The sequence below is a fragment of the Escherichia sp. KTE96 genome (genome assembly GCF_000408525.1).
Lineage (GTDB): Bacteria > Pseudomonadota > Gammaproteobacteria > Enterobacterales > Enterobacteriaceae > Escherichia > Escherichia marmotae.
The window spans coordinates 2,679,019-2,695,954 of sequence record NZ_KE137149.1 but is presented as its reverse complement, the minus strand read 5'-3'; the positions used below and the strand labels follow the sequence as shown (position 1 = coordinate 2,695,954).

General features: G+C 44.9%; 9 protein-coding genes. All 9 read right to left on the bottom strand.

What is annotated here, in order from left to right:
• Positions 1 to 8: 8 nt before the first annotated feature.
• On the bottom strand, positions 9 to 1,391 hold the full coding sequence (gene dosC / locus A1WG_RS02035; protein ID WP_000426259.1) for a diguanylate cyclase DosC: 1,383 nt from the start codon (positions 1,389 to 1,391) through the stop codon (positions 9 to 11).
• A 352-nt stretch (positions 1,392 to 1,743) separates the two neighbouring features.
• Complete coding sequence (locus tag A1WG_RS02040) at positions 1,744 to 3,063, bottom strand: family 10 glycosylhydrolase (RefSeq protein WP_016242637.1); 1,320 nt, start codon at positions 3,061 to 3,063, stop codon at positions 1,744 to 1,746.
• Between the two features lie 131 nt (positions 3,064 to 3,194).
• Positions 3,195 to 4,730: an acid resistance gamma-aminobutyrate antiporter GadC gene (gene gadC, locus A1WG_RS02045; protein WP_001516379.1), complete on the bottom strand. Its 1,536-nt coding sequence runs from the start codon at positions 4,728 to 4,730 to the stop codon at positions 3,195 to 3,197.
• A gap of 156 nt (positions 4,731 to 4,886) precedes the next feature.
• Positions 4,887 to 6,287 (bottom strand): glutamate decarboxylase, encoded by a 1,401-nt coding sequence (locus A1WG_RS02050; RefSeq protein WP_001516378.1) that lies wholly within the window; start codon positions 6,285 to 6,287, stop codon positions 4,887 to 4,889.
• Positions 6,288 to 6,647: 360 nt separating this feature from the next.
• On the bottom strand, positions 6,648 to 9,434 hold the full coding sequence (locus A1WG_RS02055; protein ID WP_001516377.1) for a M16 family metallopeptidase: 2,787 nt from the start codon (positions 9,432 to 9,434) through the stop codon (positions 6,648 to 6,650).
• A 56-nt stretch (positions 9,435 to 9,490) separates the two neighbouring features.
• Positions 9,491 to 11,875 (bottom strand): TonB-dependent receptor plug domain-containing protein, encoded by a 2,385-nt coding sequence (locus A1WG_RS02060; protein ID WP_016242636.1) that lies wholly within the window; start codon positions 11,873 to 11,875, stop codon positions 9,491 to 9,493.
• 37 nt (positions 11,876 to 11,912) lie between these two features.
• Positions 11,913 to 13,598: an ABC transporter ATP-binding protein/permease gene (locus A1WG_RS02065; RefSeq protein ID WP_024191874.1), complete on the bottom strand. Its 1,686-nt coding sequence runs from the start codon at positions 13,596 to 13,598 to the stop codon at positions 11,913 to 11,915.
• 276 nt (positions 13,599 to 13,874) lie between these two features.
• Complete coding sequence (locus tag A1WG_RS02070; protein ID WP_001516374.1) at positions 13,875 to 15,035, bottom strand: anaerobic sulfatase maturase; 1,161 nt, start codon at positions 15,033 to 15,035, stop codon at positions 13,875 to 13,877.
• A gap of 52 nt (positions 15,036 to 15,087) precedes the next feature.
• Positions 15,088 to 16,770 carry a sulfatase-like hydrolase/transferase gene (locus tag A1WG_RS02075; RefSeq protein WP_001516373.1) on the bottom strand — a complete coding sequence of 561 codons (1,683 nt, stop codon included), beginning with the start codon at positions 16,768 to 16,770 and terminating at the stop codon, positions 15,088 to 15,090.
• Positions 16,771 to 16,936: the final 166 nt, after the last annotated feature.

Genomic DNA, 16,936 nt, shown 5'->3' with positions numbered 1-16,936 from the left:
GGGCGCATTTAAAGACTGGCTTTCCAGAGTTCAACACGGTTTCTACCTCGTCTTTTAGCGATATACAGAGCTTCGTCGGCTATTTGAATTAAACGTTCATAATCAGGATGCCCATTAAACATGGCGGCACCAATGGACAGAGAGAGGACAATATCTTCGCCGTTTGCAGCTTTTAGTTTGGTTTTTTCTACCCGACTGCGTATACGTTCTGCGGTACGTAAAGTGTCAGTTTCTGAGGCTTCAGTCAGTACAATGATAAATTCATCGCCACCGTAGCGGAAAACATAATCACTGCTGCGAACATTGTCGTAAAACGCCTGCGAGACTTTACGTAAGATCTCGTCACCGGTGTTATGTCCCCATGTGTCGTTGATCTCTTTGAATTTATCAACATCGATGATTAGCACAGACAACGGCGTGCCGGTTCTATTGGCATGGGCAATTTCACGTTTGAAGATAGTCGGCAGGAAACGGCGGTTGAGTAGCTTGGTTAACACATCCATTCCCACTTCATGGCGAGAAACTTCTTCAAACAGTTCTCGTAGTAAAGTGATAATTTGCGATACGGTATTTCGTATCTGTAATAAAAATTTCACTCGCAGGCTTTTGTTACTCAGATTTTTGGCATGGAGTATTGTCTGATTGAAAATTCCGTCGAAATCCTGAACCAGGCGGGAGATATGGCCTACTTCAGCAATACCACTAAAATAATGGCGGCCTTTATGGTTAAACCACAGGCCAAAATCAGCCTGGCTTAACGGTAGGCTACTGCCTAAATCAGAATCCAACAGAACTTTATAAATAATATCTATTTCCCATGAAAGTAATGAGGCTATTTGCCGTTCTTTTTCTTCTTCAGCATTTTCCAGTAATGAGAATATACGATAGTTCTCATCTTCTTTAGCGGCGCTACTGTCGCTAAAGGTAAACGCCCTGGTCATAACTTCCATGGCTATATCGATACTGTTAATCGAAAAATGATAAACCTGAAGTTTTTCCGCAGGCGAATAATCAGAGGAAAATATCACTGGATAGAGGATTTTTTTCAGCACGCGAAACCCCATCTCGACAATTTCCACGGGAATGCCAATACGAGCATGGACTTCAGCCACGGTATGTTGGATTTGTATCAGTCTTTCAACATCGTCCGTTTGCGCAGAGAGTACGTTGATAATCCACTTTTCCATAGCACTTTTGAGCTGTCTTTCAACCTGTTCGTTACTCAAAAACTCTTCGGCGTGCGGGTCAGTGCGTACAATACGATAAAACTCATTGCTCAGGTAATGGGCATGGGTAACGGCAATTTCTGCGGCTTTTGTGCGAATGATGGGAGCGGCCTGGGCAACTAATCCGGTCCACTCATCTTTCATTCTTTTAAAGTACATCTCCATAATTCAGCCCCTTATACGACTGGAAAGGCAAATGAGATCGAAAAAACGAAACGCAACACACTGGACAGGCTTATTGCACCATATTCTCCTGAAATATGAAGATGTAATGAAGAGAAATAAACGAGTTAGACAGTTTTAATCTACGCTACTGTTCTTCTGAAGAGTATAGCCCATCGTGATTATTTTTCGGTGGCGACGAACATCACTTTGTTTTTCATATTAATACTAATTAATCAGGAGATTATGGCCATTTGCTTATACGCAAATAATTTAACATTAAGAGAATGTGACTTTTTTGAAAGGTAACAAGCCGGTGCTTTAATCACCGGCGATGACACAGTAAAAAAGGGGATTAGCTTCCCCAGCGACTTTGCAGATAACTAACGGCTTGCTGGGTCTGTGGTTTATTCAGGTAATCTTCGCGGAACAAAATAGTACCGCTAATTTCTGGAACAGCGTCGTTAAGATCGAGCTGCTTTTTCAGTTCTGGCACGCCGCCGTTAACTGTCCAGTCAGGTTCTATCTTCGAGGGTTCTCCAACTTTATAGAAGGCGACACCGATATAGAGACGAGTTTTGGTCGGTTTGACGACATCTGCCCACCATTTAGCCAATACGTCATAGCGTGCGGCGCTACGAGAGAAAGGCCAGTAAATTTGTGGGGCAATATAATCCAGTAAACCTTGTTCGACCCAACGGCGGGTATCCGCATAGGATTCATCATAGGCAGCAGCTCCACGGGTATCTGAACCGAGTGGATCATGTGAGCGATTACGCCAGACGCCTGCCGGGCTAACACCAAATTCGACCTCAGGCTTCAGGCTTTTTATGGTATGCGATACTTTCGCGATTAACTGCTGGGTATTGTTGCGTCGCCAGTCTGCCTTCGAAGCAAAAGCGCCCCCATATTTGCGGTACGTCTCGTTATCGTTAAGCAGTGAACCTGGTGATTCGGTGTAGAAATAGTCGTCGAACTGCACACCATCAACCGGATAACGGGAAACGACTTCTGCAACTATCGATGTGCTCCAGTCCTGAACTTCAGGGATGCCCGGGTCGAGAACAAAACGGTCGCCCGATGTCCTGATCCAGTCGCGATGCTGCACATAGACGCTGGCAGGTTGCTGCGACAGGGTGTTATTCAATTCCCTGATTGTTCCGGGTTTAGTATTAACCGACACGCGATAGGGGTTAAACCAGGCGTGTACTTTCATCCCACGCTTGTGGGCTTCATCGAGTATAAATTGCAGCGGATCGTAACCGGGGTCTTCACCCATCTTGCCGGTCATAAGATCTGACCACGGCAAAATTTTTGATGGCCAAAGGGCAGTGCCATCGGGCTTTACCTGGAAAAAGACCGTATTTATGCCGAGACGTTGCAGATGATCCAGCTTGTCGATCATCGCCTGTTGTTGCACGCTGGCTCGGGTGGTGGGGTTACTAATGTTAACCGAGGAAACCGGGGGCCAGTCGAGGCGAGACACAGTGGCCAGCCAGATACCACGCATGGGTTGCGACGATTGTTGCGCTGTTGCTGGTGGTTTTAAGCCTGCTGGTGGTGTAACTATTGTGGTTGGCGGTGTTGTCTTACAACTACACAGTAAAAGAGCCAGTGCAACGAGCGCCGCTGGTCTTTTGAGCGCGAATTTCACGTTTCGGGAGCAGATATCCATATATGCTGGTTTCCGGTAAACAGATGTGTTGCTCATTCTCGTACTTATCTGGGGCAAGTCAATACGATAACTGGTACGAAAAAGGGAGCGATTAACTATCGCTCCCTTATACTGTCACCACTCAGATAGGGTTAGTGTTTCTTGTCGTTTATCACAATATAGTGCGGTGAACGTGCACGTGGATGCAGGAAGAAGTGGCCTTTCGGCGCGTTCTGGCTGTTAATTGGCTCCAGTGTTACACCGGTATTCGCTTTGCCTCTACGATCATGGATGGCATAGAGAATAAAGGGCAGGGCGAGTACTACCAGGAAACTCACCACCAGTAATTCAACATACATATCGGTAGAGTCACCCTGGATATTATCCGGCGGCAGGAAGGAGACGATAAACGCCATAATTGAGGTCAGCAGACCGACAATAGCTACCACCAGTTTTACGCCTTTACCGCCAGGGATATTAAATGTGCGTTTTAAATCAGGATGTTTAAGGACTAATACAATGTAGCCAATAAACAGCATGAAATAAGCACACAGATAAATCACCACTGTCAGTGCCAGTGCAATCAGGAAGGACATGTTGTTACCACCACCGGTATTGGTGAGGATAATTAACGCAATTGAAGTGATCACCAATTGGGAAATAACCAGTGTTACCGGCACGCCATTTTTGTTCATTTTGGCGAAGCTGGCGGGCAGCAGGTTTTTCTGTGCAGTGACATACATACCGCGAGAAGGGCCGACAATCCAGGATGCTATTTCTGCCAGTACCCCCAACAGCAGTAGGGCGGAGATCACGCGTACCGTCCACTCAATTTCCGGTGCCACATGGGACATCAGAACGGTAAAGGTTTGCATCACCCCTGCGGAGAGGTTGATTTCATTACCCGGAATGACCATCGCAATGGACAAACCACCAACCGAGCTTAAGCAGATTGCCGCCACCATCAATAGCAGCATGGCTAATGGATAATCGCGCCCTGGATTACTCATTTCATTGACGTGCGTTGCGGATGCTTCCACCCCCATATAACTCAGGATGAAGGCAACAAACACAACCAGCGTGCCAATTTTTGAGAAATCAGGAAAGAAGGTTTTTGCATCCATTTCGATAGCAACCGGCGCACCGGAGTGCAGGTAAATAGCCGCTAATGCGATCAAAATAAATGCAGGCAGCAGGATCCCGGCGAAGAAGCCGACTTTAGCAATTCGCGCCGTATATTTCGTGCCGCCGAACTGCGTTAATGCCAGTGCCCAAAGAATGATGAGTGCTGCAATGGTTTTCGTTACCGGGTCTTCATTCAGTGCAGGCCATTTAAGGATGTAGGAGAGCGCTCCTAACACGAAATAGAGCATTGGAATAAAGCCGATAGCGATTTGCAGATAGCCAAATGAGATAGCTGCAAATCCCCATTTCAACCCCAGGGTATTCGATACCCAGGCGAAAACACCACCTTCCTCCCAGCCGTCCACGGTAGCCATTTCCGCAGCACAGAGGCCCACGGGAATAAACCATAAAATCCCGCCTAATAGCAGGAAGAAGACTAATGAAAAACCAGATGTTGCGAATGTCGGGTATTCATAAACAGCCATTACCATCGACGCCGTAATGGCGAAGAATCCAAGTAATGTTAGCTGCTTAGCTTTACCTGTCTGTACCGATGTAGCCATATTATCCCCCTAAAACGGTATTCCTGTCGGAACCGCACCTGTCTTGTTCTGAAGCGTGTTCAGAGCAATATTTTCCGTTGCTAATGCCAGTGAACAGACTTTGGAATTTGTCCCGAAACAGGAGCGTTCCGGGACAGCATTACCACTTAAACGTTATCAGGTATGTTTAAAGCTGTTCTGCTGGGCAATACCCTGCAGTTTCGGGTGATCGCTGAGGTATTTCAGGGAGGCTTTGTAGTCTTCCAGCAACAGTTCAGCGAAGTCCATTTCGAAGCCACGACGACACATAATACGCATCACCACGATGTCAGTGGCTTCACCGCCAAGGGTGAAGGCTGGAACCTGCCAGCCGCGCAGGCGCAGACGTTCAGAGAGGTCATACAGGGTGTATCCCGGATCTTCCCCGTCTTTCAGTTTGAAGCAAACCGCCGGGATACCTTCGTCCGGGCGACCGGTGCAGATGAACTCATACGGTCCCAGTTTAGCGATTTCATCCGCCAGGTAAGTGGCGACCTGATAAGAGGCGTTCTGCACTTTGGTGTAGCCTTCACGACCGAGGCGCAGGAATTCATAGTACTGGGCAATCACCTGACCCGCCGGACGCGAGAAGTTGATGGCAAAAGTCCCGATTTGCCCGCCGAGATAGTCAACGTTAAACACCAGCTCTTTCGGCAGTGCTTCTTCGTCACGCCAGATAACCCAGCCGCAGCCCAGCGGAGCCAGACCAAATTTATGACCAGAAGCACTGATCGATTTCACGCGTGGCAGGCGGAAGTCCCAGACGATATCCGGGGCGACGAACGGTGCCAGGAAGCCACCGCTGGCAGCGTCGATATGCATATCGATGTCGATACCGGTGTCGGCCTGGAACTTATCCAGCGCATCGTGCAGCGGTTGCGGGAACTCATAGTTACCGGTGTAGGTCACGCCGAAAGTCGGCACCACGCCGATGGTGTTTTCGTCGCAGGCCTCAATCATCCGTTTCGGATCCATAAACAACTGACCGGGGCGCATAGGGATCTCGCGCAATTCCACATCCCAGTAGCGGGCGAATTTATGCCAGCAGATTTGCACCGGACCGCACACCAGGTTTGGTTTATCGGTCGGTTTACCTGCGGCTTCCATACGCTTGCGCCAACGCCATTTCATCGCCATCCCGCCGAGCATACAGGCCTCGGAAGAACCAATGGTGTTGGTGCCAACGGCCTGACCGTTTTTCGGCGCAGGCGCGTGCCACAGATCAGCAACCATGTTTACGCAACGCAGATCAATTGCTGCGGACTGCGGATATTCTTCTTTATCGATCCAGTTTTTATTGATCGACAGATCCATCAGCTTATGAACATTTTCATCGTCCCAGGTCTGACAAAATGTGGCGAGGTTTTGTCGGGCATTGCCATCCAGGTATAATTCATCATTGATAATCTGGAAGGCGATATCATCGCGCATTTCATGCAGCGGAAAACGTTTCGATTCCGCGATAGTGGAAATAGATTTCGCGCCAAAACGTGAATCGAGTAGTTCAGACCTTAAATCCGTTACTTGCTTCTTATCCATTTCAAACTCCTTAAAATGATTGGAACGCATTAAAAAAAGTAGGATTTATTGATAAAGTAAGCAAGCGTAAAGGCCTCGGTTTCAAATAACAAAATCCTAATTTTATTTTGTTGTTTGAAAATGGATTTTTTATTTTGACAAGTAAAAACAATAAGATAGGAAGACAATCAATGATAACATCACTCTTTTTATTGTTATTTTAGTCCGTTCTATTACCCTCCGAAATTATCACATAAAAATTGGCCTTTAAAATATCATTATTAGTTCGCGGTTAATTTTTTGAAAAACTTTCAAAGGTTGTCAAACAAACACGTTAATTATACAGAATACCCCGCCAACAAAGTTGGCGGGGGTAAGTTATTATTTTGGCAGCAATACTCCAGTGTAGGTATTCGCGGGTTTACTCAGATATTCTTTAACTGTAGCATTAACATTTTCCACAGTCATATTCTTTAACACTTTCTCCTGCGTCATCCACACAGCAGGATCATCATATTGAATAATACTATTCACAATAGTGTTCGCTAATTGCTGAACGCTATTTTGCTGAATATCGAGGCTGCGTTGAATATTTTGCTGATATTCGTCCAGCTCTTGCTGACTGATCCCTTTAGTCAGACGTTTAGTCATTACCTTATTCGCCAATGTTAACAGTTCGCTATGACGTTCAGGTTGACAGGTGAAAGCCAGCAAATAGCTGATATCTTTGGCCTTAGGATCAACCGAGAGACGAGAAGAAACGCTGTATGCTCCGGATGCCTGTTCACGAATATTTATCCGCAGATCTTTTGCCAATGCGACGTTGAATGCATCCAGTGCCATGCGTGTCGCCAGGTTAATAGGTGTCCGGGGATCATACCGCGTCCACTGTGAAACTTGTGCTACAGGTTCATTTTGTTCTTTTACAGTAACAGCCGCGTTACCCGTCGCGCGGGTTAATGGTTTACCTGCTGCCAATGCTGAATCAGAACGTTTGATTGATCCTAAGTAACGCGTAATTAACGGCAGGAGTTTGTCTTCTGCCACATTACCGACAATCACAAAAGTGATATCTGCTGGGGAAGAAAACAACTGACGATCGGCAGCCAATGCGTCTGCGGCAGAAAACTGTGCAATCTGTTTTTCTTGCAGTAATTTCGTGCGCTCATCGGCATAGCGTGTTTCGTACATCTGCTGAGCGAATTTCTCTGCCGGGCGTTGATCGAGCGTTCTCAACGCTTGAATTTGAGCATTTTGTAACGATAACCAAATGTTGTCGTTAATTGTGCTGCGGGTGATCCGCTGGTTAATTAACTGAAAACCGGGTTCAGGATTATTAGCCCGTGCGCTAACAGACAGTAGTGTATTCAAGCCACTGACTTTACTGCTCATGGTCACTGAGTTTTCTGCGCTCCAGCGTTTCAGGCTGGAAGAGGAGAGATCGCCAACTCCGCTACCGCTAACGGCTTTATTTGCCAGCGCAATAAGTGATTTTTGTCCCGCAGGGAAACTCAAATCGCCTTTATCAGAGACGGCAATAATTTGCAGCTTTTCTTCTTCGCCCGTAGATTTTGCCAGAATGACGTTTGCGCCATTAGAAAGGGTCAGTGACGTCAGATTTTCAGCCAGTCTTTTTTGGCTGGTTATTTTTGCTTGCGGATCAGCGTTTACCGTTAAAGATAAATTTCTGCCAGGGAAGACATAAGCCGCCAGTTTTTTGTTGGCATATTCATTTTCCAGCGCCGTAATGGCTGCAGGAGATAATGCATTTTGGGCTGCAGTATCATTGTTGACCATTTGTTCCCAAAATGTGTCCTGGTTCTTTCTTAATTGCTGCCATTTTTTCGCCAGGCTTTGCACGGTAATTTGTGGCCACAGGCGTTTAGAAAGCTGGTATGTCTCTTCCGGTGAAAGGAATGGCGTATTATTTAACGAGCTGGATGCCAGGCGGCTGGTCAGCATCCGCAGATCGCGTTCAGCCTGTTGCTCAGCCGCATTTTTCAGCCAGGTCAGACGGGTGGCTTTTACATCATCAAGCTCTGCAACGGAAAAACCATGTTGGTCGATAGTTGCCAGTTCTGCCATTAATGCATTCGCAGCATCCTGCATATTATCGTCCCGTGCATTTACACGGAAAAACAGCGACTGATAATCAGGCGCAATTTTAATACTGCGCGCGGTGCCACCGGAAATAGTCTTCAACTCACCGGACTGGATCCGTTCCAGCAATCGCTGATTAAACAACTGAACCAACATGCTCCATTCTGCCTGTTCGACAAAGCTTTGTTCATCGGTCACCTGAACCATTGGCATGCGATAATAGAGTGCGATACCGTTCACCCGATTTTCTTTATCATTAATGATATTAAAGCGCCGGCGGTTTTCTGCTTCCGTTGGCCATACGCGATTTTCAGCCGCTTTGTTTGCCGGAAGTTTACCTAAATTTTCCTTTATCAACGCCAGCGCTTCTTTACTGTCGATATCACCAACGACGATAAAGGTCATATTATTCGGCTGATACCAGCGTTGATAAAATTGGCGCAGTTGTTCCGGCGCGACCGTTGCGACAATATCCATCAAACCGATCGGTTCACGGTCTAAATTGCGTGTATTTGCCAACAGGAAAGGGCGACGCGCCTGAGATGTGCGCCATTTAACATCCTGATGCGCGCGCCATTCCTCGGTAATTACGCCACGTTCAGCGTCTACTTCGTGTTTTTCAAAGGTGGCGGCATTGCTCCATTCACTGAAGATTGCCATCACTTTTTGCAAATTTTTTTTCTGCGTTGTTGGCAAACTTACCTGATACACCGTTTCGTCATAGCTGGTATAGGCATTAACATCGCGGCCAAAACGCAGCCCCATCGATTCAAAAGTTTCGATGACTTTATTACCAGGCCAGCTTTTTGTACCGTTAAATATCATATGCTCAACAAAATGCGCCACGCCGCGCTCGTTGTCCTCTTCCTGCAATGAACCGGTATGAATTTGCAGCCACAAATTCACTTGATCCTTAGGGTGTGAATGTGGATAGATCATATATCGCAAGCCATTTTCCAGTTGCCCGGTAATTAACTTGTCATCCTGTGGTAATGCCGCGGCAATAAGTCGTCCAGGAAGCAACAACAGTGTTGCCACTAAAGTCAGTAAGAAACAGAGGTTTCTCATAATCATCTCCATGCGAAAACCAGGTGAATTTACCCGGTAAAGTAAAATCCGAAGTTTTAAAATTTCATGCTGACATCAAGCCAGAAAGTACGACCGCTGGCGTAAGTCGCCACACCGGCGGTTGTTGTATCAACAGCGGTTTTTCTATCCAGCACATTCAGAATGTCGGCGCTAATCGTCAGGTTTTGCTGCTTAAGAAATTGGGGTGTCCAGGATAAACGGGTATCCCAGGTCAGGCTGTTATCCAGTTTCTCGTCAACGTACTGCTTGTAATCTGAATATTCGCTGATGTATTGCGCGTTCGTCTTACTCAGAATGATGCGAGCTTTGCGTGCTTCTTGCCAGGCCAGTGTATTCGCCCACACCAGTCCGCTTGGTTGATGAGTGAAATCCATATTTAAGGAAATCTTTAACGGGTTATTAAAATCCGCCACCGGGACGCTGTCATAAGAGACAAGTTTACCGTTGTAAACTACCTTGTTATCATCGGTATTGCTCTCTTCATAACCATTATTCAATGACAAATTGCCTTTGCTCTTGATATAGCTGAAGACAATTTGCGGATTAATAGCCACCTGGCTGACATGCAGAGGTTCTGTCAGTTCAAAACTCACGTTGAACGAATGGGTTTTAGTTTTACCGTCATTGTTATACTCAGTAATCGTTGTTTTCGTTGCGCTGTCGGTACGACTACTTTTACTGATTTGATCATGCGCCTCACGGTAAACATAGTTTGCCCGCGCAATAACGTTATTACCGATCTTTTGCTGCAAACCTATTGCCAGTTCGTCATTATAGGGTGTTTTCAAATCCTGATAACGGGTGAGCGTTTTATTGCCTGAAATTGATTCTGTCCAACTATTACGGATGTCTCGTAACCCCATATCGAGAATATTTCCGCCATAATAGCGGTTATATCCGGCGGTAATTATTGAGGTTTGATCAGCGAAAATATCCCATTCCGTCATAAAGCGGGGAGAGATATTGTGGTTTGACAGATAGTTGTCATAGTCATAACGCACGCCAGGCATCAGCGACACATTGCGCCAGCTAATACGATCCGCGATGTACAGCGTGTAGTTGTCAATTCCAAGGCTACCTTTACCTTTATGGTAAATGGTATGGTTAGTTTTCTTTCCTGCGGCATTAATTACATAAGATTCAGACTGATTATGACGTTCCGTCCATGCATCGGAATAGATGTATTCCGCACCGAAGTAAGGCTGATGCGAGAAATTGCCCACTTCAACTTTTTGCCAGTCAAGTCGTGTTTTGAAGGTGTAATTATCAACAGCCTGCGAAATATGCCCCAGCCCGCCACGGGTGCAACGTCCTGTAATATCACCATATGTGCATGAGAGTTCGGTGTACCAAATGTCATGGTCGTGACGGGTATAGTCACTGATATGATCCCAGCCGACAGTGGTATGCAGTTTGGCCCATACGAGTTGTGTGTCCATATCCCATGCCAGGCCATAAGATTTGTTGCCCATTTCGCGGTCAGACTCGGGGAAGGTGCTGGTATTATAATCCCGGCGAGAACCGGTATATTTAAAGGTTAAATCGTGGGTAAAACGCTCACTGGCAAACCAGGTAAATTTACTTAATGCTGTATCGATAACGTTTTTATACTGCGCCCGACCTGCAACAATACCGTCATTCGAAACATAATCTGCGCGGATAATGTCAGACTGGCGGCGGGAGAAACCAGCAGTCACGCCAAAGTTATCAGTGAGTTCCTGATTAAATGACAAGGTGTAAAAGTTCTTTTTAAAGTCGGGAGAATAATAAGTACTTCCTGAAGACCCCTGGTTAAATGCATTCTTGTTATTCTCATCGATATGAGACGTTAACCAGTCCGAACGCGTTGTGCGATAACTCAGCTTTACGCTGTCATCATCAGCATTAAAGCGTTTGATCTTTGCATCTATCACCCCACCATTAAAGTGACCAAATTCAACCGGAACAAAACTGTCATAAAGCGTGACATTGTCCAGTAAGCTGACATCAAGATAATAACCCTGTGACATCCCGCTAATATTGGTTGCACTGCTGGCATCCGATTCATTCGCCGGGTTCAGGTTATTGGTGGCGCTAATACCATCAATCAAATAGGCATTCTGGTAGGGCGATGCACCGTGAATGGATATTTTCTCCGGGCGGATCTCCCCCTGATTCAACGAGGTGCTTTGCGTTGAATCCATACGCACCGCTGGGTTTGTTTTTAATAAATCGCTGATATTGCCATTACCTGTCGGTAAACGCTCGATGCTTTCACTGGTGTAATGCGTGTTACCGTTTACGGGCACAGGGACAGGGGCATAGACTGTCATCTCTTCAAAAACAGGCATATACTTGTCTTTGTCGTCGACGGCCTGCGCCATATCAGCGCCAGCGCCAGCGCCACATAAAATGACGCCAGAAATAAGAACTCGCTTCATTTATTTTTATCTCCGTATAGCAGGGCATTTATCGTTTTTATAAAACCGCGCTAATGTCACAAATATCATCCGCCAGATCCCAAACACCAGGCTGATGGGTCACCATAATCACACCGCTTTCAGGTAATTTTTCGCGCACTAAACGCAGTAAACGGATAGCCTCTTGCTCCTCCAGATGTGACGTTGTTTCGTCGAGAAATATCCATTTTGGACGTCGTAAAATTAACCGAGCCAGCGCAATACGTTGTTTTTCGCCGCTGGAAAGAATATCTCCCCAACGATCGTGGTTATTAATGCGCGTAGCCAATTTACCCAGCCCAACCTGATGCAACACCTCGCTCAACGGCTCATCGTCTATAGGGTGCGGAAGTGCTTTACAAATGTTCTCTTTCAGTAAGCCGGTTTTGATTAACGGCGTTTGTGACACATACCAACTGTCTGCAGGAGAAGAAATATCACCTTTAAACCACGGCCAGCAGTGGGATAATGTTTTAAGCAGCGTTGTTTTTCCCGCACCAGAGTATCCTTTCAGCAGTAGCCATTTACCTGGAGAAACATGAAAGTTCAGGTTTTCTAATATGACTTTATTATCGGGGGTACGGATACTGGCATCAGCAACCAGAACGGCATGATCGCAATTTTTGGGTTTATTTGTCGGGCGCTGTTCAGTAAGTTGATGAAATTCATACAACCGATCGATAACCGCTGCCAGCTCTGCAAGTTCATCGTATTTATAAATAAACCAACTCAGATTGTTGGATACCAACATAAATGCCTGACGTGATTTCATCAGCCCACCTAAATTGATCTGCCCGCTGATAAACTGCGGTAGCAATAGAAAGTAGGGGAGAACACTAAGCGAGTGTGAATAAACATTCTGCCAATAGTCAAGCCAACGCTGACGATTCATTAAACGGTGCCAGTTGTCTTTTATTGTATGAAAATTGTCGCTCAACTCCTGACGTTGCAGCGTTTCAGCATTGCTTAATGCAATTAACTCCGCTTGCTTATTATGCTGCACAAGGTTAGTTCGAAAAGTCGCTTCGCTACGTTGCTTCTCCACATTAAGCGGGCGGATACGTTTACCCACTTTATGGGTAAACAACGTGCCACCAATAACAATGAGCACGACGGTATAAACCATATAACCCTGGATATTCCACTCCGTTCCACCAACCGTGAATGAGAGTGTCCCCGCGCTTTGCCACAGAATAACGGTGAAGGTAATCAGCATACTCAGTGACTGAATGAATCCGAATGAAAGGCTAAGTGTTTTGCTGATCAATAGAAGGATATCTTCAGCGATACGTTGGTCAGGATTATCGGTATTCTTATCCTCGCCGTAGATCTGTGTGAAGTAGTAGTTTTTATCTGTAAACCAACGATTGAGGTAGTAATCTGTTAACCATTCGCGCCAGCGAATAGTCAGTAGTTTAATTAACCATGTTTTGTTAACGGATATTAATACGAAGATCCCCAGCAGAGCAGGAAACCACAGGACAAGCTGCCAAAGTTTATCGGTTTCTTTCTGGCTTAGCGCATTGAAAAAATCATTGTTCCAGTCATTCAACCAGACCTGAATTTTAACCACGCCAAGGATCATGGCGAGGATAATAATGATTAATAATACTGAAGTTTTATTATTCTTACGTAGCCAAAAAGGCTTCAGCAAGCAGAGGTACTTTGCAATTAGCATACAAATGGTAATGGGAACAATTATCATTAACGAAATTTGATTGTGCCACCCAATGATTGGCTTTAGCAATGATTTACTGATGAAATTTACTTAAGCGCCTGTAACTATATGATATATATTGATAATTATTGTTGTGCTGGTTACTTTCATGCCCTTGATTATCAAGAGTATTGCAAAAGCATGTCTGAAGACGCTCCTCCAGAACAACAGATAATGATGGCTGAACCCCCCGGCCTGAGTCTGTGCCGGGTGTTCTGCTGAAGTCGTAAGAAGGATGATATGACCGGAGTGAATGCAGGAGTATTATTTATTACTCTCCATTCGTTTTGCGACATCCATAATGTGATAAAGGGGGACTTTATTTTTAGCGAGTTCAACCATTGCATTCATATATGGCACCATAGTTGTAAATAGGATTTTATAACCTTCACAGAAGTACGATACTACCTCATTATTCACTTTTGTGATGCGATGTTTAGGACAACCACCATTACAAATTGGCTTGTAAACACATTGCTGGCATTTTTTTGATATCAACTTTTTTTGTGCAGTCAACTGCACGCTTTTCATCGTTTTTAGTGCAGCGTTATTGATGTTGCCAATTTTATATTGCGGGTAGACAAAATGATCGCATTCATAAATATCACCATTACTTTCCACTACCAGATTGTCTTTACATGACTCCTGGAAAATACAGCTAGTATGCCCATTTCCCAGAAAACGGCTGACAAAACTTTCAAACTGGCGAATGAATATTTCACCAACATCATTTTTAACCCACTGCATAAAAATAGCTGACATAAACTTGCCATAGGCGGTGGGTGGAACAGAAAAATCGATGATACTGAACGTATTCTCACCATTGCCCGTAAAATCTACATTCGGTGTCCCCGTCTCCAGTAGTTCTATAAACTGCATATGCTTACTACCGATAGATTTTAAAAAGTTATAAACCTCAAGAGGATGTTGGACGTTAATATTGTTAATGACAGTTAGCGTATTAAACTCAACCTTATACTTCTTCAGACGATCAATTGCCGTCATGACTTTTTCAAATGTCCTATTACCCGAATTACTGCGTCTGTAACGATCATGTAATTCTTGCGGGCCATCAATTGAAATACCGACCAGAAACTTATGCTCTTTGAGAAAGGCGCACCATTCATTATTCAATAAAATACCATTGGTTTGTAACGCATTATGAATACCTTTTCCCCCAGCATAGCGTTGTTGGTAGTGAATAACCTTACGAAAAAAATCAAGACCCGCGAGAGTAGGTTCGCCGCCTTGCCAGGTAAAATAGACCTGATCACCTGAGGCAGCAATGTATTGTTTAATGAACTCTTTCAGAGTGCTGTCATCCATCCATTTTTCATGACTAAATTGCGACTCTTTTTCAAGATAAAAACAGTAATCACATTTGAGATTACATTGAAAACTGGAGGGCTTGGCTGTCACGTGCATTGCTATCTCACTCAATAAGGCGGCGGAAAATCTCCGCCGCATAAGGGGTTAGTTATTTGGCATCGCTAAGTGCTTTCTTAATATTGTTAAACTTCTCCTGATTCACCTGACTAAGCGGCGGTTGGCTGCTGTTGATAAACTCGCTTACCACACCTTGCATCTCTTTAACAACTTGTGGTTTAGCAGCAGCGAGATTCTCTTTTTGTTGTAGATCGGTGAGTTTGTACAAACCTAACTGGTTATTTTCCACGGTATAGACAAGAGAGTAATCATTATTTCTCACCGTATAAGAGAACTGGCTTAAGTCCTCGGTATTCGGATTGTGAGGATAATCATCTGACTCATGGCGGACAAATTTATGGTAATTATCCCAGAATGGAATATTTTCCTCATCAAACCAGTGAGAGTAGGACGTTACCCAGGTCAGGTTTTTATGGGGTTCGCCTTGCTTCTTATCTTGCAACCACGGGAGTAATGAAACGCCGTCCAGTTTAAGATCTTTTGGAATGTTGATATCGGCAGCATCCAGAGCAGTAGGGTAGAAATCCATAGCAGAAATTAACTTGTCATAATTTCCTGGCTGAAGTTTTCCTTTCCACCACATGAACATCGGCGTATGCGTTCCGCCAGGATAAGTCTGACTCTTATAGCCTTTTTGCGCACCATTTAGCGGTAGTGGGCCATCGATGACCGCACCATTATCAGACGTAAAGAGAATAATGGTGTTGTCGTACTGACCATTTTTCTTCAACTGTTCGAGAATCCGTTTTACACCTTGATCGACGGAGTAAACCGATGCGTAGTAATTATCTGCAGTTTGGCTACCGGTATTGAATTGCTTCTGATATTGCTCCGGTGCTGGATTGTCATTCGGCAGATGCGGCGCGTTATAAGCCAGATAAAGCATAAATGGTTGGTCGAGTGCTTTAGCCCGGTCAACAACACCAATTGCTTCGTCCGTTAACTGATCGCTGATATAACCCTTTGCAGGTACGCGTTCACGATTTTTGAACAGCGAAGGTGAGTTGTAATAGGCTGTTCCCGCTGCATGGAACCCCATAAAGTAATCGAAGCCGCGGTTTTGTGGTTGCCATTCTTCCGCGGAGAATGTTGTGAAGTTGTCATGATAGTCACGGGTTTGTTTATCTTCCGGAACCGGGACATTACTGATTTTAGACAGATGCCATTTACCCACAGCCGCGGTGTAATAGCCATGATTCTGGAATAATTCGGGCAGGAAAGTTTCGGTCAGGGGAATACCATCCTGAGCATCGGTATTGGAGTAAACACCAAAACGGGCAGGCGCTCGGCCCGTCATAATTGCAGCACGGGATGGACCAGAAACACCGTGAGCGACATAACCATTAGTAAAACGTACACCTTCATCCATTAAAGAAAGAAGAGTTGGCGTTGATTTTTGAGCCGCTTCGATGGCTTTATCAATACCTATTTTGTAGGTATTGACAACTTCCCTGTTTTCCATTGTTTTTGGATCAAAAGACCCTTTATCAAACGGTAGTTGCCCATACCCAAGATCATCCATGGTCAGTACGATAATATTCGGCTTTCCTTCGGTACTGTATTCAGTCGGCGTAAAATCCGAAAAAGCCACGTTAGTTTTTGTTGCTTTCAGTTTTACATCTTCTGCTGCATGAGCCGCGAATCCGGCCATACCTGATGCCAGTATTAAGGATATGGATGTGCTCACAACACTTTTTTTTAGTGCAGACGTCATAAAATTTCCTCTTTTTATTGTACTTAATTCCAAAGTAATTTTACGAAGAAAAATAAGTGAATGTAAGTGAAGTAAGTCACATTAAGGGACAGTAGATTTGACTAAAAATAAGCAAACTAAAGGCCATAATTGGTTGACAAATGAAAGATGTTAACTAAGTAAATTC